At 36.1% G+C, this 24,620-nt stretch carries 18 protein-coding genes and 1 tRNA gene; 2 read left to right on the forward strand and 17 right to left on the reverse strand.

Annotated elements, in window-relative coordinates:
• Positions 1-41 precede the first annotated feature (41 nt).
• Positions 42-1,217, forward strand: coding sequence for an acetyl-CoA C-acyltransferase (locus QM481_RS12695; protein WP_283329057.1), 1,176 nt, complete (start codon positions 42-44; stop codon positions 1,215-1,217).
• A 243-nt stretch (positions 1,218-1,460) separates the two neighbouring features.
• Here QM481_RS12695 and QM481_RS12700 read toward each other — a convergent pair whose 3' ends face one another.
• Positions 1,461-1,631, reverse strand: a complete 171-nt coding sequence (locus QM481_RS12700; protein ID WP_283382026.1) for a C1orf53 family protein — start codon at positions 1,629-1,631, stop codon at positions 1,461-1,463.
• A gap of 465 nt (positions 1,632-2,096) precedes the next feature.
• On the opposite strand from QM481_RS12700, the gene rocD reads away from it, so the two are divergent.
• Entirely contained in the window at positions 2,097-3,353 is a 1,257-nt protein-coding gene (gene rocD, locus QM481_RS12705; RefSeq protein ID WP_283382027.1) for an ornithine--oxo-acid transaminase, read from the forward strand.
• A 100-nt stretch (positions 3,354-3,453) separates the two neighbouring features.
• Here the strand turns inward: rocD and QM481_RS12710 are convergent, their stop codons facing one another.
• The 16 genes from QM481_RS12710 to QM481_RS12785 form a co-directional block, all read right to left on the reverse strand.
• Complete coding sequence (locus QM481_RS12710) at positions 3,454-5,232, reverse strand: AIPR family protein (protein WP_283382028.1); 1,779 nt, start codon at positions 5,230-5,232, stop codon at positions 3,454-3,456.
• A 3-nt stretch (positions 5,233-5,235) separates the two neighbouring features.
• Entirely contained in the window at positions 5,236-7,119 is a 1,884-nt protein-coding gene (locus QM481_RS12715; protein ID WP_283382029.1) for an AAA family ATPase, read from the reverse strand.
• The gene (locus tag QM481_RS12720) at positions 7,094-10,759 is read right to left on the reverse strand and encodes a Z1 domain-containing protein (RefSeq protein WP_283382030.1); all 3,666 of its coding nucleotides are present in this window, start codon (positions 10,757-10,759) and stop codon (positions 7,094-7,096) included. The genes QM481_RS12715 and QM481_RS12720 overlap by 26 nt, the downstream gene beginning before the upstream one ends.
• On the reverse strand, positions 10,756-12,213 hold the full coding sequence (locus tag QM481_RS12725) for an ATP-binding protein (protein ID WP_283382031.1): 1,458 nt from the start codon (positions 12,211-12,213) through the stop codon (positions 10,756-10,758). Before QM481_RS12725 ends, QM481_RS12720 begins: the two co-directional genes overlap by 4 nt.
• Complete coding sequence (locus QM481_RS12730; RefSeq protein WP_283382032.1) at positions 12,210-13,007, reverse strand: protein NO VEIN domain-containing protein; 798 nt, start codon at positions 13,005-13,007, stop codon at positions 12,210-12,212. Before QM481_RS12730 ends, QM481_RS12725 begins: the two co-directional genes overlap by 4 nt.
• On the reverse strand, positions 12,994-14,622 hold the full coding sequence (locus QM481_RS12735) for a DNA cytosine methyltransferase (RefSeq protein WP_283382033.1): 1,629 nt from the start codon (positions 14,620-14,622) through the stop codon (positions 12,994-12,996). Before QM481_RS12735 ends, QM481_RS12730 begins: the two co-directional genes overlap by 14 nt.
• Positions 14,623-14,806: 184 nt before the next feature.
• The gene (locus QM481_RS12740) at positions 14,807-16,369 is read right to left on the reverse strand and encodes an FAD-dependent monooxygenase (RefSeq protein ID WP_283382034.1); all 1,563 of its coding nucleotides are present in this window, start codon (positions 16,367-16,369) and stop codon (positions 14,807-14,809) included.
• 46 nt (positions 16,370-16,415) lie between these two features.
• Positions 16,416-17,219: a helix-turn-helix domain-containing protein gene (locus QM481_RS12745; protein ID WP_283382035.1), complete on the reverse strand. Its 804-nt coding sequence runs from the start codon at positions 17,217-17,219 to the stop codon at positions 16,416-16,418.
• 216 nt (positions 17,220-17,435) lie between these two features.
• Positions 17,436-17,507, reverse strand: a tRNA-Arg gene (locus tag QM481_RS12750).
• A 25-nt stretch (positions 17,508-17,532) separates the two neighbouring features.
• Entirely contained in the window at positions 17,533-18,252 is a 720-nt protein-coding gene (locus QM481_RS12755; RefSeq protein WP_095166956.1) for an RluA family pseudouridine synthase, read from the reverse strand.
• 189 nt (positions 18,253-18,441) lie between these two features.
• A complete protein-coding gene (locus QM481_RS12760; protein WP_283382036.1) occupies positions 18,442-19,335 on the reverse strand; it encodes a PPK2 family polyphosphate kinase in 894 nt (297 codons plus the stop codon).
• An 8-nt stretch (positions 19,336-19,343) separates the two neighbouring features.
• Positions 19,344-20,120: an SDR family NAD(P)-dependent oxidoreductase gene (locus tag QM481_RS12765; protein WP_283382037.1), complete on the reverse strand. Its 777-nt coding sequence runs from the start codon at positions 20,118-20,120 to the stop codon at positions 19,344-19,346.
• Between the two features lie 107 nt (positions 20,121-20,227).
• The gene (locus QM481_RS12770) at positions 20,228-21,934 is read right to left on the reverse strand and encodes a tetratricopeptide repeat protein (protein ID WP_283382038.1); all 1,707 of its coding nucleotides are present in this window, start codon (positions 21,932-21,934) and stop codon (positions 20,228-20,230) included.
• A gap of 274 nt (positions 21,935-22,208) precedes the next feature.
• Entirely contained in the window at positions 22,209-23,171 is a 963-nt protein-coding gene (locus tag QM481_RS12775; RefSeq protein ID WP_166549599.1) for a PstS family phosphate ABC transporter substrate-binding protein, read from the reverse strand.
• Positions 23,172-23,312: 141 nt separating this feature from the next.
• Positions 23,313-23,594, reverse strand: coding sequence for a hypothetical protein (locus tag QM481_RS12780; protein WP_166549598.1), 282 nt, complete (start codon positions 23,592-23,594; stop codon positions 23,313-23,315).
• 85 nt (positions 23,595-23,679) lie between these two features.
• On the reverse strand, positions 23,680-24,516 hold the full coding sequence (locus tag QM481_RS12785) for an energy transducer TonB (RefSeq protein ID WP_283329064.1): 837 nt from the start codon (positions 24,514-24,516) through the stop codon (positions 23,680-23,682).
• Positions 24,517-24,620: the final 104 nt, after the last annotated feature.

Consider the following 24,620-nt stretch of genomic DNA (forward strand, 5'->3'; position numbering starts at 1 on the left):
GCCTAATTTCATTTTTCTTATTCAAAATCCAGAATCAAACCATGAATGCATATATCGTTGCGGGCTATCGTACAGCAGTAGGAAAAGCTCCAAAAGGTACACTTAGATTCACTCGTCCTGACGAACTTGGTGCCGAGGTAATCAAACATATTTTATCAACTCTTCCACAATTAGACCCTGTACGTGTTGACGACGTAATTGTGGGCAATGCCGTACCAGAGGCCGAACAAGGAATGCAAATTGGGCGTTATGTAGCGCTATTGTCATTACCTAAAGAAGTTTCAGGTTTTACTATCAACCGCTATTGTGGCTCAGGTGTTGAAGCTATCGCTATTGCTGCGGCTAAAATCTCAGCAGGCATGGCCGACTGTATTATTGCAGGTGGTGTGGAATCAATGTCGTTGGTACCTGTAATGGGTTATAAAACGGCTCTTAATTTTGATATTGCTCAAAAAACACCTGATTATTACATCGGCATGGGACTAACAGCCGAGCAAGTAGCTAATCAATATAATATCAGTCGTGAAGATCAAGATGCTTTTGCTTATGCCTCGCATCAAAAAGCCATTGCGGCTCAACAGGCTGGTTTATTCGACCCTGAAATTGTACCTATTACCATCAAAGAAACTTTTTTTGATGCTAATTCAGGCAAAAAGAAAACGAAAGAATCGGTCTTCAATAAAGACGAAGGACCTCGTGCAGATACCAGTGTAGAAGCCCTTGGCAAACTCAAACCTGTTTTTGCGGCAGGTGGTTCAGTTACGGCAGGTAATTCTTCTCAGACCTCAGATGGCGCTGCTTTTGTAATGGTTATGTCCGAAAAAATGGTGAATGAGCTTAATCTGAAGCCTATTGCTCGTATGCTGTCGTATGCCACTGCGGGATGCGAACCTCGTATTATGGGTATCGGCCCTGTATTTGCAGTACCTAAAGCCCTTAAGCAAGCTGGTTTGTCGTTAAATGATATTGACCAAATCGAACTGAATGAAGCTTTTGCGGCTCAAGCACTGGCTGTAGTTCGTACCTTGGACATCGACCCAAGTAAACTCAATCCAAACGGTGGTGCGATTGCCTTAGGACATGCACTAGGTTCAACTGGAGCTCGTTTGTCAGTTCAACTATTCAATGAAATGCGTCGTCGTAATCAGAAATATGGTATGGTGACGGCTTGTGTTGGTGGTGGACAAGGTGTAGCAGGTATTTATGAGCTTTTGTAAAAGAAGCTAGAAAGCATAAAATAAATCTTTTTAAAAGATAATATCAAAGAGGTGTTCGAAATCAGATTTTCGAACACCTCTTTTGATTAATAGTCAATAAATATCTAGTATTTGAGTGCTTTTTCCCCAATATGGTACGACCTAAATCGCACCCTATTGGGAAAAAAAGCATAAGAGGTTTCTATTTAAAATTATCCCAAAATTCGAGAGGACCCCTATTGAATAGGAATATACCGTTTCTGTTTACATTGGCTTTTTCTTAAACCCATAAGGACAATGTTTACAGCCGTTTTTACAGCAGTATCCTCGCTTTAGGTGGTATTCTTTTGTAAATACCATAAATCCCTGCTCATTCAAGTAATAATCCTCTGGTTCCAATCCTCGATTAGCCTTTATTTTTTCTTCATTTTTCATATTCAAGGGTCAAAGTTAACAGCGTCCAAGACAATAATAGGTTTCCTTCGTGGTTCTTTTTATTGATTTATTCGTTAATAACATGTTTTTTGATTTCAACTTTCCAACCTATAGTTTAAGCAAAATGTTCAAAATATTGTATTTTTGTAAAAGTCATGCCAAGCAATTTTACATATCGAACTAACATAAAAGCAATGTGCCCTCCTCTCACGACGAGCGCACTTTATGGTCATTTCTGTAAAATTCACCGAATCCTTGAGTCTTCTACGTTACTCATCTACGTCATCTGGCTTTTTTCTGCTGTGTAATACTCTTCTAAAGTTTTGATACTTTAGGCAAAAGACTATGTTGTGATTCAACGGTAGTCGATTTTGTCATTTCTTTATTTTAAAATCATTTGTAAAAAGACAAGGCTAACAGACACACTGTTATCAAATAACCTTTTTACCTTAAAGAATTACGACAATGAACATTTCAGAAAAATATTCAGAAGAACTAACAGCCACCGAATTTGCTATTACGCTTGAAGACCATTATGGTGCCCATAACTATCACCCAATGCCTGTAGTATTGGAGCGTGGTCAAGGTGTTTTTGTTTGGGATGTAGAAAATCGCCCGTATTTTGATTTTCTTTCGGCTTATAGTGCTGTAAACCAAGGGCACTGTCATCCAAAAATTGTGCAGGCAATGATAGAGCAGGCACAGAAATTAACCCTTACCTCTCGTGCTTTTTACAATAACCAATTAGGACTTTGTGAAAAATATCTATGTGAATACTTCGGTTACGACAAAGTATTGATGATGAACTCAGGTGCAGAAGGTGGTGAAACAGCTTTGAAATTAACTCGTAAATGGGCATACAAAGTAAAAGGTATTCCTCAAAATCAGGCTAAAACACTTTACGCATCAGGTAATTTCTGGGGACGTACAATTGCGGCTATCTCGGCCTCTACTGATCCTTCGAGTTATAACGATTACGGTCCTTTATTGCCAGGTTATGAAATCATTCCTTATAATGATTTAGAGGCCCTGGGTGAAGCTCTCAAAGACCCAAATGTAGCTAGCTTTATGGTAGAGCCTATTCAAGGCGAAGCAGGTGTTGTTGTTCCAGAAGAAGGATACCTCAAAAAAGCCTTTGAATTATGTCGTGAGCATAATGTTTTGTTTATCGCTGATGAAGTGCAAACGGGAATTGCCCGTACAGGCAAGCGTCTTGCTTGTGATCATGAAGGCTTCCAACCAGATATTTTGATATTAGGAAAAGCGCTATCGGGAGGTACCTATCCTGTATCTGCGGTTTTGTGTCGTGACGAAATCATGTTGACTATTAAGCCAGGAGAGCATGGCTCTACTTATGGTGGTAATCCATTGGCATGTGCCGTAACAATGGCAGCTTTACAAGTAGTAAAAGATGAAAAACTTGCCGAAAATGCTGAGGCGATGGGACAGCTTTTCAGAGAAAGAATGACTCAACTCAAAAGTCAACGCCCAGACTTAATCACTGAAGTAAGAGGAAAAGGCTTGTTAAATGCCATCGAAATTAACGATACAGAAGAAAGCGAAACGGCTTGGAACTTGTGTATGGCTTTTAAAGAAAAAGGATTATTAGCCAAACCAACACATGGTAATAAAATACGTTTTGCCCCACCATTGGTCATCACTGAAACTCAAATGGACGATGCTTGCTCAATTATTGAAAACGTAATTTTAGAGTGGAAATAGGACCATTACATTTAAGCTTGTAGATTTTCATTTGGAAAATCTTTGGGAGATTTAGATAATATTAACAAATCAATAATATCTAAACCTCCCAAATCAATTTTTATTCAATATTAAATAATTCATTCTTCAATTTCATCCAACAATCTTCTTTCTTAGCCCACTCACCATATAGAGCTCCAGGTGCATTTTCCTTAATAAATTGCTCCACCTGAATCATCAGATTATAAATTATTTCCTGTAATCCTTCTGATATGATCTGTTTTTTCCAAATATCAGACAAGTTTATTTCAACATCTCTCCTAAATGACAACAGTGCAAGGGTATAAGGAACCGTAATGTATCTCATATCTCCAATAGAATTAGGCTTTATCCCATACAATTTTTCTGCTGTTCTGAATAGAATAGCCTTTGTAATTGCATTTTCGAAATACTTGTTATCAGGATTTCCAGGAATATTATGTGCAATAAACTGTGCGTAATTCTTCTGGCTTCCTCTTACAACTATATGTGGACCGATAACAAGCTTATCTTCCACATAAACCTCATCCCAAGTATTTATAAACTTTGCCAGTTCTTCTTTTGTAAAAAATTGTTTTTTAGGGTTTTTAAGATCAAAAACTCTCAATTTAGTTTTTGTAGTTCCTTCACGTGACCTAGCATTTCTATATTGACCTCTCGCTCTTTCATAAAACCATCTTGTCTGATGAGATTGACCACTAACAGGGGGAGCCCATATATTTCTGGATAGTTTTTCAAGTTCAATGTGAAACGGAGTGTTAGAACTCAAATCAGAAATAGAAACTTTATTCTGAGTATTGGCATATTCAGCAATACGGCTCACAATTTCCGCAAAATTATTCTTATCTTTTATGATACTCAGTTTGACCTGAACCACAATTTCTTTTATATCAGCCTTATCTTTCTTCCAAGTATGATATATAGATGCTGTTGTCTGACCTCCGTTTACAATCTGAAGGTCTTTTACAGATTCAATCAAATATCCTTTTTCTGTTTGTCTGAACTTTAAATCATCAGCAGTGGCTGCAATACCATTATTGAAAGCCAAAAACATGTGTGGTTCTTTCAGTATTGTATTTCGTATCCCTTTATTTATTTTTCCAGTAAATTGTAGAAAAGACCTCACGTTTTGTTCTAATAGTCTAGCTCCATATTGCTCATAAACCGAGACAAGTGCCTGTCCGGGGATTAAAGCTAGATAGGACTGATATTCAGGGTTATCTATATCCGCTTTAATACATGGTACTTCAAAGCCATTCTTTTCAAAATCAATTTCAATAGGAACATATTCTTTCTCAGAAATATTGAAAAGATAATTCAAATCAATTACTCTAAAAAAAATAGGGATCGTATTTAATTCTTTTTGTGAAGGAATATCCCCGCTATAAATACCGTCGGTTAAAATAAATATATTTATTCTTACAAGGTTTTCTCTCAGTTCTACCGAGGCATTTAATGTATGTGCAAAGTCAAATATCTCTGATGATTCTTCTAGGCTATCTGCATATTCTCTGTTGTCAGCTTTTTTCAAAAATGAGAGTAATAGTTTTGCTGCATTATCAATATCTGATTTCTGAATACGGACAGGTATTTCTGTACATTTTAATATTGTTACAAAAAGATCAAGTGTTTCATAATTATCAGCAATAGAGTATGCATTAATCTTGTGGCGATTTCTTGGTAGTACACTTTCATGAAAAGAAATCCTGACATCAGCAGTTTCTCCCCCTTCTGACAAAAGATCAATAGCTTGTTTAGTAAACAACTGTTCTAATGAACCTCCTTCTTCCTTTGAAAGCTGCTCAGAACGAATATCCTGTAATAAATCGGTATAAAACCGATTGAGTTCCTGTTGTGCCATAAATTAAATCAGTTCAGATATTTTTTTTCCATCAATGGTGTAAATTTCATCGAACATAAAATTCTCATAGAAAGTCGATGCTGCTCCAGGAGCATCAGAAAGAAAGAATATTCCTTCACTTAATTTTTTAAGTGATATGTATTGTTTTTCAAGTACCTCTAAACTTTTATATTCTTTTGCTCGATACTGTGAATGGATACTGGCATTTAATAGTATTCTGAACGTACCATATTGGAAAACTCTTAAATTCTCCATTAACTCAAACCTGTAATAGTATAAATCATTTTTATAGTCATTCTTAATACTATATAGCTGAATAGCGTGGACATTATCAAGTGGTATTATAACTTTTGAAGTTATTTTCTCAAGTTCATCTAATATTTTAAATCCGGTAATGAGTTCTGCCTTAAATATTGAAGATTTCAGGTCATCATGAGAAAGAGGATTGAGTAGCCGGTTTTTGATTCCGGTAAGTTCATCAATGAGTAAGAATGGAATTTCATACTGATTGACTAACTTTTTAAACTGATCTATCATTTGTTGTAAAGAGATAAATCTGAAAGTATCTACATCTGTATCTTCTTCCTCTTTTAATTTATAAAACCAGGCATTATCATTTTCCGAAATTGAAAGATTCCTTTTTGATAAAGCAATTACACTATTGTCTCCCGATGTACCATTAAAACCCGGATATAAAACATTTTCAGGAAGAATTCTCTTAAGCTCTTTTTCAAATGCCTTTCGCAAATAATTGGCACAAGCCGGATAATCTCCTTTTGTCAAATGATATTCTGCTCTATCTCTATATGTATCAGATTTACGTATGAAAGGGCGTTCGATATTATGGCTATGGTTATCTACATAAAATTCTGTTTTTTCCCAGCCTTCAAGATATGGCTTAGCTACATTAAACCATTCTCTGTCATAAGTTGTAAGAAATATCTGAAAATCTCTAAACGAAGTTCCATCGTCGAATTCATCTTCTGTGAGGATCTCCAATAACGGAATTCTATTAGTCATATCGAGACCGATAAAGATATCATCCAAAAATAAAATCTTTAAATCCGTTTCTGGTAAACCAAGCACATAGGCTAAATAAACAGAAATAGCTAATGCTGTTAGACGTGCTTCGTTTAATACTTCCTCATGTTCAGGTAATTCTTTCTCAAAAAGTTTTATTTTAAATGAGATAGAAGGGGGGACTAAGTTGTCTCCTTGTAATTCCATTTCGTTATACTCTATTTTCAAATTACATTCTCTCTGAAAATACTTAAGAAGCATATTTGCTCTATCTTCTAATTCCAGGAACTGAGCATAAACATTAGTATTATAGTCCGATATATCGTCCTGTGCTTTGGAGTTCTGAATCTTATCCCATAAATCTTTATATGAAACTTTATTTGCTGGTTGTATAGAAAGAACAGCAATCGTATCCGCAAATAATCCAGTTTTTCCAAGGAAAAAAGCAAATAAATCAGGTTGGCTGTTATGTTGCCTGAAGTGAAGCTGTAATAAGTCTCTATATCCTACAAATCCCTTTACAATACTTGCTTTTGCAATTATAGGAATGGTATGCGTATTTGTCCTTGCTGTTTCAGCAGAGAAAGAAAATTCGCTCTCATCTTCAAGTGTTATATTTATAAAAGGCTGTTCCTCATTATGCTTAGGAATATAAAATAGATTTTTCTGAAATGGAAATCCTGTATTCAAAGCAGAATTAAAAAAGTCCTTCAAAGCACGGAAAAGAGATGATTTCCCACTTCCATTTTCTCCATAAATCAATAGGTTTTCCCCCTTCGGCAAATTTATTGTATAACGGGCTGATTCCTGGTCGTTATTCACCAGAAATGCTCTGTAATTGCTAATTTGAATGCGTTTGATTTTCATTCAGAGTTTGATAAATAAGTTTGAATTCAGGAATTGTAGTTATATCATAAATTGCTTTTTTTACATGACTTTGAGGTTTGTTCAATAACTGATAGTAGCGTTTTATATTTTCCGCATCATTATCAAATGGAATAAGACTTTGTAATTCAGAAAGAACATTCAGACGATTTTCTGCAAAAATTTCCGGAAAATAGACTTCAAAAATTACTGCGTCAAGGACACTTATAAAAAATGAACTCATCACACGACTTTCTCTGGAAGACTGCTCTTTTTGTAATGCCAAAATACATCTTACCAAAACAGAAATTCCATGACTGTACTGCTCTGAATAAATAAATGGAAAATTTTCTATTACCTGTTCTGTAGCAAGTCCTGCTTTACCTCTATTATAATATGTAAAAAATACTGAGTTCAGAATAGCAGATAAATATTCGGAAGGGATTTCCGGGATCCATATTGCAAGACATTCACCGTCTAAAACCAGTGAATTTTCTGAAATAGCAAAATTCTGAGCCTGAAATTTCGCTGTAGATATAACGAGTCCTTTATTTATTAATAGGCGCTCCGAATTTTCAATCCATGAATCAACATACGGATTAATATAATAACGATGAACATCTGTAGTCTTTATGACAGGAATAGCTTCAGGTTTCTTCTCAATATAATTCAGTTTATTGGTTCCATATAGGAAAGTAGGTTTCCACTTTTGTGTTTTCCCCTCCAGTTCTTTAAATTTATTTTCAATTCTATTTTCAAGAACTTCCAATTGCTCCAGTTCATTATCTTTTTCAACTGCTATTAATGGTTCTTCAAGTTCCTGATCATCCAATTCATCAGAATAATCTAATTCGTTCAGGAATTGTTCATTCACTGCATATTCAATAGGCTTCGCATTTTTCATCCAGGGAAAACTAACTGCCAAGCCCACTATAGGAATTGATGAGAGGAGAGCTTTGTCTTCTTTAGGTTGTGGATCCAATAAATAAATCAATAGAAGAGCTTGTTCATCCGGTCTGATTTCTTTTACTCGTACCGGGCTGGGCTTATCAATATTTGACAAATTTTTCCCGTTTTTCTTTGCGTCTTCTATGGTTCTACTATAGGCTATTCCTATTTCTTCATCAGTCAAATCAATAAATTCATGTCGCGGATCAATAATGTGAGATTTATTAATCGTATAATAGTTGGATTCAGGAGTAAAGTCACTTCGTTTTGTGAGTCCAATCTTAACATCAGCATTAATTTTAACTGTTTTATCCGTAGTTGTATTATTAATTACCACCACGGTCCAGTTCGTTATTAACCTATGTTTTTGTTGTTCAATGATAAATCTGTTTATCAGGTTTACATTAAAAGTTGGTTGTTTTGATGTATAACCATATAGGTAGTCAATTATTCTGTCCGCGTTGTTTCTACCTCTCCATACAAAATGATTCCGCAGAATAGATTCCGTATTGACAGTTCCGTCAGGTAATCCTAAATCGTTAATAAGTTTTAATGTATTATTATAATTTACAAGATGCGTTGGATCATTCTTTTTGAATGAATATGTTTCTTCCAATACACCGGAAAGGCTTAGTGTCATTATTTTTTTATAACGAAACTTATTAGCCGCAGTAATTACGAGTGAATCAGGATGAGTTCTGACTTTGAGACCATAATCTGCTGGAGTTTTATCCAGATCTTTCATTCTGTCAAACTCTGCCCTCATTTCTTCGGTTGCTACTGTTATGTGTTGATACCATTTTACAAGCTCTTCACTTGTATACAGCCTACATAAATCAAGGTATCCCGGACGATATCCAAACCATCTTCCCATTTGCATTAAAGTATCATACATCTTCGATGCACGAAGAAAATAGCTAATGGTCAGTCCTTCCAATGTTAATCCACGGGAAAGCTTATTACCACCAACAGCAATTACAGAAAGCCCCGTCTTACGATGATCATAATAATCCAGTGGTCGAATGTTTTTATGATTTAACCTGTTTATATTGGCATCCCCATGCACTGCTCTGATTTCGATTTTAGCAACTGCTGGATACAAATGAGGTTCTATATCCACCCACAACATTTTTACAATGGATGGGTCATTCACTGAAGGATTATCAATTACTTCTTTTGTCACATCTACAAACCGATCTATCCAAAGCTGTTCAAGCTCGCCAAGAAACTTTCTATCAGAAAACTCTATTAATCGTCTATAAACATTTACTTCATTTTCAACAAGTGTTGCTATTCTATCTTGCCAGTCTATAAACCGGGTTACGTGTATAAGCATAGAATTGTGCTCATTTGCTTGGCCACGAGCTCTCCTAGCCGCACACGACAAAAAGAAACATTTAATAGCCTCATGAAGACTTGGAGGAAGCTCCGTTACTGTTTCAGGTTTAGGCTCATCTTTTTTATGTCCTTCCGGAATATATTCAGCATAATCGTTTACAATTCTGAAAAGTTTTAACGGCTGTATTTCTTTATCAATATTTTCAAGTGATTCAATTCCAAATAATTTTTCAGGACCTATATAGTTTGAAGGTGCAGGTATATTGACAATAAAATTTTTTGGAAATATATCTTTACCCAATGATAATGGGATATTGTGTACATTATAATCAAGTCCTTTTGCATCATCATCTGTATATTGTTTAATAAAAATATTGGCATAAGGTGTCGCTGTATAACCAATATAAGCACTCTGCTCAAACAATTTTAACATCGATCGGATACAAGCGTTGATTCCAGAAACATAATTTTTACTGATATTAATGGATGCATTATCGGCTTCATCATCAATCACCAGCAAGGGCAGATTTTTGATTTGCTTTTTACCATCCTCCATTGTTTTTCCACGACTTGCCAGCCACCCTAAAAGATTCTTCATTACAGAAGCATTTTTCTTGATGACCAATATAATGGGATCCTTACCTCCTATACTTATGCCTGACGTTTCAGAAGCCTTCCTGTTAAAATCTCCATTAATCTCATTTGTTGTCAATGAATGAGCAATCAGGTTTGGATTAATTCGTCCAACTCCTATACGATCTGAAGTTTGTGTAATACTTCTGGCCAATTGGGTATCAAATCCAAGAAAACCTTCATCAATTCGAAGCTGGGTTTGAGAACGTAAACTGTTGTGAATTCCGGCTAAAACTATAATCAATCTATAGCCAGCATCCGCAGCTTTACACATAAGACCTATATAATTTCCAGTTTTCCCAGATTGTACATGACCAACAATCAAACCTCTTTTATCAAAAGGAATATTACTGTCTGGTCGAATCAATCTGTCAAGAATATCATCCGTCAGGTTATTCATTTTGTTCAGAGTATCTGGTGCATAATTCTTTTGTTCCAGGTACATTCTATAACGATTCCAGAAATCCCAGTTTATTTCAGATTTGGCATTTTTCACCCATGGATGTGGCTTTACATCATCCAGTATACGATACTGATCTGATAAGATTGAGTATAAAACTTCTAATTCTTCAATCAATTTAGCTTTCTCAGATTCTGGTAAATTAAAAAGTGTATTAACCAGATCAACCTTTTCCTTAATAAGTGCAGCATTTACACTTTCAGTTTTCGCTATTTCTGAAAGCCATGCATTGCATAATGTTTTTGCCTGTTGATAATTACTCATAGACATTCAATTAATTCCGGATATTCATTAAATGGCTCAATTAGCAATAACCTACTCTTTGACTGCTCCGGTGTGTTACTATTCAATAATGACTTATATACAACTTTCAGCAATTCTTTCAATTCATTGGAAGCAGGTATTTTTTCAAATGGTCTGAAAAATGAATCTGGGTTTTCAAACTCATTAATAACAATCAATGGAACTGGTAGTGTTTCTTCCAACAATCTGATAAGCGGTTTTACCGCTTTCAGATCCATTGAAGCAATGAAAGGATGTTCCTGGTTTATTTCGTAATAACGCTTTCCATCCTTTTGTTTTTCTATCCAGACTGGCTGAAAATGCTGTGTTGCAGAATTCCGTTGAACTACTTTACCTCTGTGCCTGTAAACCTCAACAGCCTGAGCTCTTACCAGAGAAGCATAAGCTTTCAGATTGTCTTTTAACCCAAAAGGAGCTCTTGCAACTGATTTTTTAATATCAATCTGCCATTCTCCATCCAGACTATTCGGCAGGTCAATCATTATTCTTGCCAGTTTGAAGTGTTCTTCTTTTCTGAATAATCCTAACCATTCCCCGCTAACCAGCATTCGTTCATTCCTATACACATAAAATCCCTGTTGTGCATTCCATCCTCTTACGCCTTCTGCATTCCTGAATTCTTCCGGTGTAAGTTTGGATTTATGAGGTAATACAAAGCCCCGGACTTTTATTTTTCCATTATGTAGCGGGTCTTCAGGAAAACTCTGAGTTGCTGTATGCTGTATCAGAAAAGGATTCCATGCCTCAACTTCTCTACCACTGAAAAATATTTTTATTTTGTTGCCTTCAATGTAACGATGAAAAACAGTTGCGATATGTTTTTTGACACGTTCCATTGTCTGGAGAAATTTGTCATAAGATTTTTGGTTATTAGCAGCTATTCCTTTCAACAAATGATCCATATCCTGCCAGATAACTATGGTTCCGGAAGATAAATTCTGAATTTGTTCGTTCCAGTTGCCATCCGGTAATGATGCTATCAGTTTCCATTCTTTCGCATAATGATACACATAGTCCAGATCCCATGTCCAGAAAACAGGTTCTTCTGATTGTTTTTTAGAAATAACAGTATACTTTCTGCACTGTGAAAAAGAGGCTGTTTTTAATCCCAGACCAAAACGACCAAGGTCATTTACATCCCGCTCTTCATTCGGATCTCTGGAACCTGGACGCATAGCGTTGATTAATTCATCATTCGTCATACCACAGCCATCATCTTTCAATGAAAATGTGGTGTCTGCTCCATTCCAGTCAAAATCTATCCATATATTTTTTGCACCTGCTGAAATTGAATTATCCATTATGTCTGCTACGGCTGCTTCCATATTGTACCCCACGGCTCTAAATGATTCAAGCATATTAACTGCAATAGGCGCAGCATCAACAGTCGTATATTTTGAATAATCTGTAATCATGATAAAATTTCTTTAAGCTGTCGTATTTCCTTTGCGGATACTATCCAATTGACCTGAATAACGGTCTGTAAATTTCTCTTAGGAAATAATTTTTCATATGGATTATTGATTACAGTAATAACCGGATCTTTAACAATATTATTAACAAGAACTAGATAATAATCTGCTTTCATTACACCCGCTGTTTCCCATTCTTTTCCAGTAATTAATACTCCTCCGTCATCTTCTGAGAAGCCTTTAACTTCTACGGCATATATTTGTTTATCAGAAACTACTACCTGAAAATCATATCCACAACCATAGTCCCTCATATCCACAAAATTTTTCCCCTGAGGAATTTCTTCCTGACCAGATTTGAACCATTCTATAAAGATTTCTTCAGCCTTTCTTCCTGTAACATTCCGTGGAACATATATCCTCTTTTGTTTCTTCTTTTTTTCTTCTGGTACGACAGATACAAGTTGTTCTAAATCCTCCACTACATTGTTTTTACCTAATATATCCTGCACAATACCTCTTAAGGATGATTCATCTAAATCTCCAATTGCTTCTAATACTTTTATACGACTAATACTTAAGCCTCTTTGATACCAACCAGCTCTATGACCAAACAAAGGGTCGAACTCATCACGCCAATTTTGGATAGTTGATGGCTTAACATTCAAGATACCCCCAATAGCTTTATGAGTTTCTGTTTGGTTCTTAAAACCAAGATTTAAATATGCTTCCTTATTAAATTTAGCTAAGTAGAAGGCAATATATAATCCAAGAATGTTGTTATTATTCATTTTCATCAAGCAAGATATTTTTTACTATTTGAGCTATTTGATATGCCAAATATGGAGGAACAGCATTTCCCACTTGATGAAACTGTTGAGTCCTTCCGCCACAGAAATAGTAATTATCAGGGAAAGTCTGTACACGGGCTGCTTCTCTCACAGTAAAACTCCTGCTTTGTTTAGAGTCGTAATGAATGAAATAATGACCATCTTTGGAAATATGACTAGTAATTGTTGTTGCTGGAATATTAGGCAGTTGTACTCGAAATCGATCAATAAATTTTCCTGACTCAGCATTTTCATGATCTGGAAGGAACTCATTCCCAGCCTTTTTAAAATCATCTAATTTAGGAAACTTGCCATATTTCTCCACAAAGCAGCAAGCGAAATGATATCGTTTTATATCCTCTAAAAGATGCGTTCTTGATACATGATGTATTAAACCTCCAAGCTTTTTGTCATAATACCATTTTCTAAGTGGGTGCTCATTAGAAAGACTGTATTTTTCTGTTGATATAAACTCTCTTCCTATAGACAAAGGTCCTATATTTTCATTATTTGAACTATAACCTAAAATCGTTGTTACTTGATTGTTAAAGTTTTGAATATGAGAATACCATGTTTCATAGCTATCTTTTACTTTTTCATAAAATCTTCTTTTTTTTACCGTACCTGTTTGAGCTCCAATGGTTGAAGTGTGAGAAATAGATTTTGATATACCACTTCTAATACATGGCAAACCTCCTATAACTGATTCAAGTGACAATTCACTTTTCTTTTCTAGTGTTCCTATAGTTCCTTTTATATCTTCTCTAACTCCCAGCAAAATTACTCTATGCCTTCTTTGCGGAACACCATATTCCTCAGTACGAATCACAAAATCACTAGGTTTGAATATCGGATTTTGAAAAATATCAAATTTATTTACTTTAGTAACAAGTGAATAAATTTTATACTTTATTCGTGGTATATTTCCATCTGTAATATCTCCCTCTGAAAGAGAAGCCTCTACTGGGTTTGTTAAGTCATTTAGAATTTTAGTAAATAAGTTATCATCTGCTGTTTGAGCGGACAATAAACCTTTTACATTTTCCATTACGAATATGCTAGGCTTATGAACTGCTATAATTCTTAAATATTCCTTGTATAATCCTACTCGATTATCTTTCCTTTCGTCAAGAATCTTTTCCTTTCTTCTGGAACGACCAACTAATGAATACGCTTGACATGGTGGCCCACCAATCAAGACCCAGTTTGAATATCCGCTAAGAACCTCTTTTATTTTGGAGTCAATCATATCATTTGAAAGCCAATTTTTATCTTCCTTATCAGGCTTTCCTAATGTACCACACCAAGCTTCTTTATCTGCAGAAGCAGCTTCTTCAGGGTAAGTTTTATATAAATCTTCCAAAGTCATTTCTCCTCTTACGAATTTGTAATACTCTTCCGGAACACAACCAACTCTAAAAGCTCTAAAAAAGCTTCTTAGTTTTAATGTTTGATGAGCATGAGAATCCTTTTCTATAGATAATTTAATTTTAAATACTCTTTCTTTATTTTCATGCAGAAGTGAAGAAAAACCCTCTCCTAGCCCCCCAGGCCCTGCAAATATGTCAATTATTGGTATCAATTTTATTTATTTTTTCTAAAACGTATAATATGCAAAAAAGTAATATTTTATAATAGAATAGATAATATTATATCAGAGGTTCCGTCATTCATCAAATTTAACGTTATATACCCTTAGTATAACATTACAAAGATATTATTTAATACCTCTCTTGGTTAGTAATCTGAGTGATTGCATCTATTTTCTATAAAGTAACTCCCTTTACAAACCATTTCTCGATTATCCCTTTCACTTCCTCTTCTTCAAAATCATCTTCAGTTGCCCAAGCCACTATACCATCTGGGCGAATCAATAAGGCTTTTAATCCTAAATGCTCAGTAGCTCGTATAGAGATATAACGCAATTGATATGGATATTGAGCTCCTAGCTTTTTTAAGGAGGTATTATTTTCAAAATCCAGTAATAATCCTTTCCCCTCATGCGTCCAATCTACCAAAGTACTGCCATCTTCAAAAGCAAAATTGGGTGCGCTATAACCTGTTAAAGGGTGTGTTCCTTCCAATGGATAGTGCAAAGAAATTCCCCAGATACGCTCAGCCATATATGTCGCACCATCTTGAGTCTGTAACAAATCCTGCATAACTGTTCGTAAAGCACGAGATTGGATACTTGGTTTCATTACTTCCACTTGTGCTCTTGACCAATCTAAAACCTTCTGACCAACAGGGTATCTTTCTGTAAAATACGTATCCAATAAACCTTCTGGGGCTTTATTTTGAATAGTTGCAGCAAGTTTCCATCCCAAATTTAAGGCATCACCTAATCCCAGATTTAACCCTTGACCTCCTAAGGGAGAATGAATATGAGCAGCATCTCCAGCTAAAAGAAGTCGATTATTGCGATAGGTGGTTGCTTGACGAGCTCTATCAGTCCATGTTGTTGACTGATGTACTTTTGTCAAGGTAACATTTGTTGATGAAATATGACGTAAAACAGCTTGAAGGTGCTCTAAAGTAATAGAATCTCCAGATTGGTGAAAAGCTCCTTCATCAAAATCTTGTAAAATAATATAGCCAGGTTGCGACTGTAGATACATTCCATTATCAGTAATATGTCGTCCAAAACCTAGTTGATTGCCATTTTCTATATCAACAAGAGCAGTATAGCCTGTAAAGGTGGGTTCCGTTCCTTCAAACTCAAAGCCTCCTAGTTTTCTTACCATACTCCGTCCGCCATCACAACCCACCAGCCATTTCGATTCAAATACTTGATTATCGGCATAGACCGTTACAGCATCTGAACTTTGGGAGATATGATTTACAGAAACTCCTCTTTGAATTATTATGCCCAATTCTTCAGCTCGCTGTGTAAAAATGGTTTCAAGCTCTAGCATTTCCGTCATTAAGCTAGTTTCTGTTGAGCTAGGTAAACGATATTTCCATCGTGAAGAATCAACGTCTTTTTCATAAAAAGGTAGACCCGCAAAATGTCCTACCTGACGAGGTGCATTCTGAATAGTATTTGCAGAGCGATGTGGATTCTTGATTTTTTTATGTAATTCTAATGTTGAAAATAGTCCCCTTCTGTAAAGTAGTTCAATACTTGGAGCAGACAGTCCACGCATTCCGAAAGGGATTTTTTTCAAGGAAGAGAAAGAGGTCTCGGCTTTTTCCAAAACCAACACGGAACAATTAGCTAAAGCCAACTCACTAGCAAGGAACAATCCAACAGGTCCTGCTCCTACAATAATTACGTCGTACAGTATAGATGTCGAGTTGTTTTGCTGAATTTCAAATATTTCGTTCATAGTTTGATTAAATGATTGAAATACAAAATTCCTCTAAAGTATTGGCTTAGGATTGTACAAATGCGACAAAATCATCACTCATTGCAAGCTTTTCTTTTTTGATATTCTTGGCAAAAGCTGAAGGCGTTGTTCCACTGTATCGCTTAAATTCTCGTATCAGATGCGCTTGGTCAGTATATCCTAAGTCATGAGCCAAACCCGCAATATTACTTTCAGGGTAAAGCCACAACTGATTTCGGACTTGCTCAAACCTCATGATACTGGTAACATCTTTTACGGTAAAGCCTGAAGAGTGTTTAAATTTTCGCTCCAAGGTACGAACGGTTGCATGAGCGGCCTCTGCAATTTGAGCTACAGGCATAATACCTTTAGCTTTCCTCATGGCTATTCCTGCTTTATATAACATCGTATCAGGGGAAATTTGCGCATGTATCGATAAGAAATACGCTTTCAGCAATGCCATTGCATCCTCTATTTTACCTTCTTGAATACATTTTTGTAAAGGCTGTTGTAAAGTAGAAAGAGGATGCTCAAACACAACTAGTTTTGAGGCGTTAGAGTGTAAGCCCAATAAATCAAAAACAGTCCAAGGGAAACATCTAATAGCAATAACCTCAAGCCGATTTTTGGTCACATAACGAATAGGCTGATTGAGTAGCCCAACCATAAAAGGAGACGGTAAAGGCTTAAGCTCTGCATCATATAACTCCCCAAAATAAAAGATGATTTCGGCATAACCATCTGGTAATACTTCAAAACTAGATAGCTCTAGCTCATGCTCACTACGGTTATACCAAAAACATTTGATACTATCCTGTAACTCTTCGGGAGGGAGATATTCTTGATGCATATTACGGAAGTAGTAAGATTCGAAAATGGTAGAATATCGAAGTTCTTTTTATAACTTTACTGTGTAGAGGGGTTCTGCTCCACTACTCGGAGGCACGGGAGAGTGTCGAAAAAGCATTCTCCTGATGTCGTTATCAGCATTAATCTTCTCAAACGTCCTCACAAAAAAACGTAACCACTCAATACTTTTCATATCAAATGATTACGTCTTTATTTGTAGCCCCGGCAGGAATCGAACCTGCATCTTAGGTACCGGAAACCCACATTCTATCCATTGAACTACGGAGCCTTACCAAAATTTTAGCGTCGCAAAATTAAGAAAACTTCTCTAACTGTTTCACCAAAACCTCGAAATCTTTAGGGTATGGCGCTTCGACAGTGATACGTTCACCATCCATCAGATTAAAAGTCAACGAATGTGCATGCAATGCCACACGTTTCATTAAAGGAAGTTCGTCTGTATTTTTCTTAAGGTTAAAACCTCTTTTCAAATCTGAGAGATATAGCGTGTCGCCTCCATACGTTGGATCGCTTACAATTGGAGCTTTCAAACAAGCCAAGTGAATCCTAATTTGGTGCATACGACCTGTAATAGGCATACACTCGATTAGAGTATGCTTACGATATACTTTGATCGTATTGAAAATAGTCTCGGCTTCTTTACCTTTCTGACGGTCAATCACCACTTGTGTACCATCACGCTTCTGAGCGATTGGCAAATACACCGAAATCATATCTAAATCATGAATACCATTTGCTACTGCATGGTAGCGTTTAGCAACCTGACGATGTTCAAATTGCATTGACAAATGACGATAAGCCGCAGGATTTTTAGCAATAGCCAAAATACCAGATGTTTCTTTATCAAGTCGGTGAGCCAGTTGTGCATCATCAGAATATTCTTTTGCTAATCGCAAAATACTCTGTGAGTTATCAGCCTGACGCTCGTCGAGAGATGAAATATAAGGTGGTTTATTTATAACTATGAAGTCGTCGTTTTCGAAAAGAATTATATCCTTGAAATTAATGCGCATAAAAAAATAAAATATTAGTAGACTCAATATGAGCCGATAATCAAACGATTAGACAATACTGCAAAGTTCCTACTTTTTTTGCAAACTCTCGGTATGTTCCTGAAACAGTTTGTATTTTCTTTTAAAATGCTCCCTTTTAAAGCCAAAAAAGGTGCAAGAAACATCCTGCACCTTCAGTAATATGCTATTTTAATCTTCTGCTTCTTGTTTTTTGATGGTGGCTATCAAGCTTTGTAAAAACTCATGGCGCTCTGGTGAACTAGCAGGATACTCCATTTTTAGCTTGCTTAATCTTTCATGAATGACCTGCGCTACCATCAAACGCATATTCTTTTTATCATCAGCAGGAATTACATACCATGGAGACTGCTCGGTAGCGGTATGATCGACTAGCTCTTGATAGGCCTCATGATATTCTTTCCAAAACTCTCTTTCTTTGACATCTTGCTCCTCAAACTTCCAGTTTTTATCGGGGTCTTCGATTCGTTCGATTAAACGTTTGCTTTGTTCTCTTTTGGAAACATTCAAAAAGAATTTGACCACCTCAAAGCCATTTTGGTGCAAATGTTTTTCATAATGTTTGATTGAATCATAACGTTCCTCCCACACTTTTTCCAAGTTTTTGGTTTGCTCTTCGGGTAAACGTTGTCCTTCGAGTAAAATCGAGGGATGAACTTTTACCACCAATACCTCTTCATAATACGAACGATTATGGATAGCCAATTGCCCTCTTTGAGGCATTTTGAGCATACTTCTCCACATAAAATCATGGTCAAGCTCTTCAGCAGAAGGGCGCTTAAAACTATGAACTACGATACCCGCAGGATTGATTCCTGAAAAGACTGCTTTGATAGTACCATCTTTTCCAGCGGCATCCAAAGCCTGAAATATAATTACCATTCCATACCTTCCATGTGCATACATACGCGATTGAAGCTTATCGATTTTCTTATGTAGTTCTGATAATTGAGCTAAATAATCAGCTTCATCAACATACAAATCTTCGATTTTGGTAGGAAGTTTTTTGATGGAAAAATTACCATTTCCATCAAAACTAAAGTCTTTCATTTCAGGCTTTGCCATAGTGTTGTTTATTTTTCGTAAATACCTTTTGCTACTTTTTCGGTAATTGATTTAGGAGCTAACCAAGCCATAAAAGCCCCCAACTTATTGATAAATCCTGTTACAACTTCAGTAGAACCACCAAACATAGATTTTACGGCTATCTGTGCTACTTCTGTTGGGGTCATCATTACTTTTTCAGCAGCTTTCATTGCTTTTTCTCCTACTTCTGCTCTATCGTTAAAATCTGTAGCAGTTGAACCTGGGCTAATAGCCGTTACCGATACTGAAGTACCATCCAATTCATGTTTAAGCGCTCTGGTAAAATTGAGAACAAAAACCTTTGTGGCTGCGTAAATCGCCATGTGAGGCAATGCCTGATAGGCAGTTGAACTCGCAATATTCATGATATATGACTTAGATTGACGTTTGAGCATTGGCAAAAATGTTTGGCACATTTCTGTCAAAGTCAACATATTCAAGGTCATCATATCACGATTTTTCTCAATCGAATAATGCCCTAGTGAACCAACTAACCCATATCCAGCATTATTGATTAGAATAGATACCTCATAGTTTTTGGCATTTACCCAATCATATACTTGTTGAGCCACGCCAATTTGAGCTAAATCAATCGCTAAGTAGTCAACTTCTACTTTATAACGAGATTTTAGTTCAGAAGCCACTTTTTGAAGCAGTTCTTCAGAGCGAGCTATCAATAAGAGGTTATATTTTCTGCTAGCAAGTTCTGCTGCAATTTCTTTTCCGATACCTTTACTGGCACCTGTAATCAATGCGTATGACATAATTGTGTGAATAGTCGGTTGAATCTGATTTTATACAAAATGCAATCCCCCAAAATTAACAAAGCCCCACCAAATGGCAGGGCTTCGTTTAAATAATTTACCTAAAATTATTTTTTAGGAGCTGGAGTTGCAGGAGTTGCACCTGGCAACATTGATTTCAAACCATCTGGATCTTCAGGTTTGATTGCAAGAGCCTTTTTGATTGCGTCTTCAGCTTTTACGGTGTCTTTAGATACTGTTAAGTAGTAACCTGACAAGTAGCGAAGCGCTTCGTAAGTATCGTCTTTCTTCTCTTTGTAAGTAGTTGAGTTTTCTGCTTTAAGAGCGTCAATTACTGTCAAATATTGCTCATAGTAAGGTACAGACAACCACTTATCGCCACTATAGTCAATCAAGTTATTTGTACGTGCACGGAACAAATAGAATGGAGGCCATTTAGCATTGATTCCGATAGCTTTAGCAAAAGACGTATCACCTTTCATTGCCAAAGAAACACGGTTTACTGAGTCTGTTTTTGGCGTATATGCAGCAGCAAAATAGTATGCTAAAGCAGCGTTATACCAGTCACCAGAAGTAGCTTGCAATTTCTTCTTTGCTTTCCATTCGATTGATTTGAATGCAGCATCAGCAGCATGAGCATATCTCTTTTGTTTGTAACGAATCGAGTAGATTGACAAGTGGTGGTTGTTGTTAGTATCTAACGGAGCCGCTTGTTCAAAATAGTGAACTGCTAATGAGTCGTTGTTCAAACATTGGTAACCTTTTGCAAAATATACGTTATCCAAGTAGTAAGGTTTTACACCAGCTTTTACCATTTGCTCAAGGTTGTTGATACCTTCTTGGCATTTGTTCAATTCGATGAATGAATAACCTTTCATACGGTAGATATCATTGTCTTTTGCACCACCTGCTTCAGCTTGACTAGTAAATTCCATTGAACCAGTATAGTCTTTAGCCAAGAACAACAATTTAGCAGTACTCAACAAAATCGTTGGACTAGCTTCAGCTTTGCTAACATACTTTCTGTAATATTTAGAAGCGTCTTTGTAACGGTTAAAGATATTATAGTATTCACCAAAACGCTTGTAAATTGGTGCGTAGTTAGAGTCAGTTTCAACAGCACTTTGGTAGGCATTAACTGTATATTGGTAGTTTTTACCACGAAGATAAACTACACCAATTTTTGTGTATAACTTAGCACTTTTCTCTTTGAAGTTAGCTTGCTCATAAGCAGATACAGCTGGACCACCATCGTTTTTGATAAGGTATGCATCACCTTTTACAGTATTCATATCAACTGTCAATTCCTTCACTTTAGTTTTTTCAGGAATCATATCAATCAAACGAATAGCTTCAGCTGGGTCATTGTTTCCTTTGTTTGCTTCTTCGCCGTTGTTTACGTCATAGAACATTACATAAGCTTCAGCAATACGGAACAATACATCTGCATTTTTTGATTTTGTATCAGCAATGATTTTATCAAAATCAACTTTTGCCTCAGCTACTTTATGATTCGCAACTTTGATAGCAGCCAAACCAACTGCATTTAGTGGGTTTTTAGCATCAATAGTCAAACCTTTTTCGAAAGCAGCTTTCGCAGCATCAAGATGGCCTACACGCAAATTATAATAACCTAAATAGAATTGGTTCTCTGCCGTCGGAGCAGCCGCTACCAAGCTCTCAAAAGTCGCCTTCGCTTTACTTGGCTGGTCTCCATCCAACTGCGACAAACCTTGCTGTACTGTTTGCGCATTTGCAGCACCTGCAAACAGTAAACTAACAGCCACCAACAGAGATTTCATCTTTACTTTCATTTGTGTAATTAGTTAGTTGGGATTAAGATTAATGAATAAATAATTTTATTTGATTTAGTATTTATGAAAAGATCTAAAGTCAAGTGAATAACTTAGCAATTTTTATATTGTTTCTTTTTGAACTTCTAAGACAAAATTAAATTAAAATTTCCAATAAAAAGGCAAAATTTTATTCTTTATAACTAGAATATAAGATTTATTAAAAAGGTCTTAAAAAATCATTAGCAATTCATTGTCAATCAAATGAATAATAGTTCATTTTGATACAAAGACGTTATTCTCCAATTTTTACTGTACGAATTTGAATTGGTCTTGTTAATGGTAGTAAGCCTCCCTTCAAAACAATCAACTGACCTTGATCCATACACATATAATTGATAAAACCTGTACCGAGTCCCATGTGTGACTCCTTCAAAATACACTTAATCACACGCGTTAAAGGGTATTTTTTTAAGGCTAGATTATAGCCAAAAGGTTGATAGTAATCTTCTTTTGTTGGGTTGGGTTTGTCTGTCACCGACATTACATTTATATCCTTGATAAAACCCAGCGAAGCAGGGTCATCTCCATCGCTAATCCAGTTGGTACCAATAACGCCAATGGCATTTTTATGAGACTTCACATACGCTATGACCTCTTTATTAGACTTCATAGCAAAAAAAGGCACTTTATCTTTTTTGCTAATACCAAACTTATCCATCAAAAAGGTAAGATTACTTGAGTTAGAATTATCAAATACTAAAACTACCTCTTGACTATTCCCTCCTTTGCTAAATTCAGACCATTTTTTGATCTTACCTTTCATTAGAGCTTCAACGTCTTTAACTGTAATCAAGGTATCCTTGTTTGTTTTATTGGTAATCAAAGCCAAAGCATCTCCTGCAAACTTGTAGCTACGATACACAGTACGGTCATCTTCAAAAACCTTCTTTTCTTTCTCTGTCAACTCTCTTGCTACTACTACTAGTCTAGCCTTATCATTTAGCATCATATTGATAGCTTCTGTTTCGGGCTTATACACTACATTGATTTTGGTATATTTATAACCCTGTTCAAAAGCATACTTTTCGGCATCTAAAATATTCTGAAAAGACTCATCTACTGCCACTGTTATTTCCCCTTTTGCAGGCGTATCAGTAGGTGCATTTTCATTTGGGTGGTTGCCTACGTATCCACAAGAAGAAACTAAGGCACCGAGTACACCAAGAGCTGAAACAAACTTAATATACTTTTTCATTGCTTTTTGAGATTTATAATATTAACGAAGCACCTAGATGCGTCTATATATTTTCTTTGAATAATCTAATTCTATTAACTATCATTAACAAAGTTTTACTTCGTCATGAGCAATGCTTATCTGCATCAGCAATAAGCCTTATCATTTCTTATTGTCATAATAACGATACTCATCCTCTTCTTTCTCTTCCTCGGTATCTTCTTTATATTTTTCAATCGCTCTGTATCCTCTATACAAACCATAGATGATAAGAATTGCTCCCCAAGCATAAGACCATTTTATACTTGGAAAAAACACCTGTGCAAATGCTGAATCTGGCACAATGATTAAGAAAATTCCAATGCCTATATAGGCTACAGACATCAGTCCAGCAATAATAATTACTGATATGGAATAATACTTTTGTGAATCTCTTTTTGGCATCTTTCAAAAATTTAAGTCCCTCTAAAAATGAAACCTGCCAGTTTCCTGACAGGTTTCATACTAATAAAGACTATAGTAATGCATACTACTCCGACAAAACGAAGTTGATAGGCACTGTAAATCTTGAACGAACTGGACGTCCAGACTGCTTACCAGGGTTCCATTTAGGAACCATTTTGATTACGCGAACAGCTTCTTCATCGCAACCAAAACCTACTGATTTCAATACTTCAACACCTTGGATTGAACCATCGGTGTTTACAACGAACTGAACGTAAACTTTACCTTGAACGTTAGCACGTTGTGCAGCAGCAGGGTATTTAAGGTTTTTCTGCAAGAATTTTGCAAAAGCAGGAATACCACCAGGGAATTCTGCTTGTTGTTCTACCGCAGTAAAGATTTCTTCTTCAACTGGTTTCGGTGGTTCAACTGGAGCTTCTTCTTTAGCAGGTCTTGCATCTGGATCCACTGGAGGAGCGATATCATCAGTATTACCTTTAACGCTTTCTGTTGCAGTATTACCTTTGATGTTATCTACCTCTGGTGGAGGTTCAGGCTTTTGTACCTCTTCATCACGCTTGATTTCCGGAGGTAAGAACTTAGTAGTTGTTACTTTCGGAATATCTTTTGGTGGTGGTGGTGGCGGCGGTGGTGGTGGTGGTGGCGTATCCGATTTCTTCGGAGGTTCGGCCACTTTCATCACCTCTGCAATCACCTCTGTCTTTTCATTGTCTTTTGGAGTCAAGCTGCTAATAATAAACGGTAGAGCAAGCGCACCAGCGAAAAGAGCAGAACCTATCATTACTGACCTCTTGACGACAGCTTGATAATTCTTTCTCAAAAAATAAGCACCGTATTCCTTATTCTTATCCTTAAAAATTATGTCGTCAAGCGTTGCGTTAGGGCTAATTACGTTTGACATATTTTCTCGTTTTGTTAACTCTGTTGAAATTCTTTTTTTGTTTTCAGAACCACAGAACTAAGATAAAACTATTTATTTAGTTTTACAACTATTTTATTAGTTTT

It is taken from the genome of Flectobacillus rivi, assembly GCF_030056655.1.
Classification (GTDB): Bacteria; Bacteroidota; Bacteroidia; order Cytophagales; family Spirosomataceae; genus Flectobacillus; species Flectobacillus rivi.

Coding starts and splice junctions, on each gene's coding strand:
- QM481_RS12710 (WP_283382028.1), bottom strand. CDS start 5,232: ATGGCACAACAGGAACTCAATCGGTTTTATACCGATTTATTACAGGAT.
- QM481_RS12785 (WP_283329064.1), bottom strand. CDS start 24,516: ATGTCAAACGTAATTAGCCCTAACGCAACGCTTGACGACATAATTTTT.
- rocD (WP_283382027.1), top strand. CDS start 2,097: ATGAACATTTCAGAAAAATATTCAGAAGAACTAACAGCCACCGAATTT.
- QM481_RS12715 (WP_283382029.1), bottom strand. CDS start 7,119: ATGAAAATCAAACGCATTCAAATTAGCAATTACAGAGCATTTCTGGTG.
- QM481_RS12775 (WP_166549599.1), bottom strand. CDS start 23,171: ATGAAAAAGTATATTAAGTTTGTTTCAGCTCTTGGTGTACTCGGTGCC.
- QM481_RS12740 (WP_283382034.1), bottom strand. CDS start 16,369: ATGAACGAAATATTTGAAATTCAGCAAAACAACTCGACATCTATACTG.
- QM481_RS12695 (WP_283329057.1), top strand. CDS start 42: ATGAATGCATATATCGTTGCGGGCTATCGTACAGCAGTAGGAAAAGCT.
- QM481_RS12755 (WP_095166956.1), bottom strand. CDS start 18,252: ATGCGCATTAATTTCAAGGATATAATTCTTTTCGAAAACGACGACTTC.
- QM481_RS12720 (WP_283382030.1), bottom strand. CDS start 10,759: ATGAGTAATTATCAACAGGCAAAAACATTATGCAATGCATGGCTTTCA.
- QM481_RS12770 (WP_283382038.1), bottom strand. CDS start 21,934: ATGAAAGTAAAGATGAAATCTCTGTTGGTGGCTGTTAGTTTACTGTTT.
- QM481_RS12730 (WP_283382032.1), bottom strand. CDS start 13,007: ATGAAAATGAATAATAACAACATTCTTGGATTATATATTGCCTTCTAC.
- QM481_RS12700 (WP_283382026.1), bottom strand. CDS start 1,631: ATGAAAAATGAAGAAAAAATAAAGGCTAATCGAGGATTGGAACCAGAG.
- QM481_RS12725 (WP_283382031.1), bottom strand. CDS start 12,213: ATGATTACAGATTATTCAAAATATACGACTGTTGATGCTGCGCCTATT.
- QM481_RS12745 (WP_283382035.1), bottom strand. CDS start 17,219: ATGCATCAAGAATATCTCCCTCCCGAAGAGTTACAGGATAGTATCAAA.
- QM481_RS12765 (WP_283382037.1), bottom strand. CDS start 20,120: ATGTCATACGCATTGATTACAGGTGCCAGTAAAGGTATCGGAAAAGAA.
- QM481_RS12760 (WP_283382036.1), bottom strand. CDS start 19,335: ATGGCAAAGCCTGAAATGAAAGACTTTAGTTTTGATGGAAATGGTAAT.
- QM481_RS12780 (WP_166549598.1), bottom strand. CDS start 23,594: ATGCCAAAAAGAGATTCACAAAAGTATTATTCCATATCAGTAATTATT.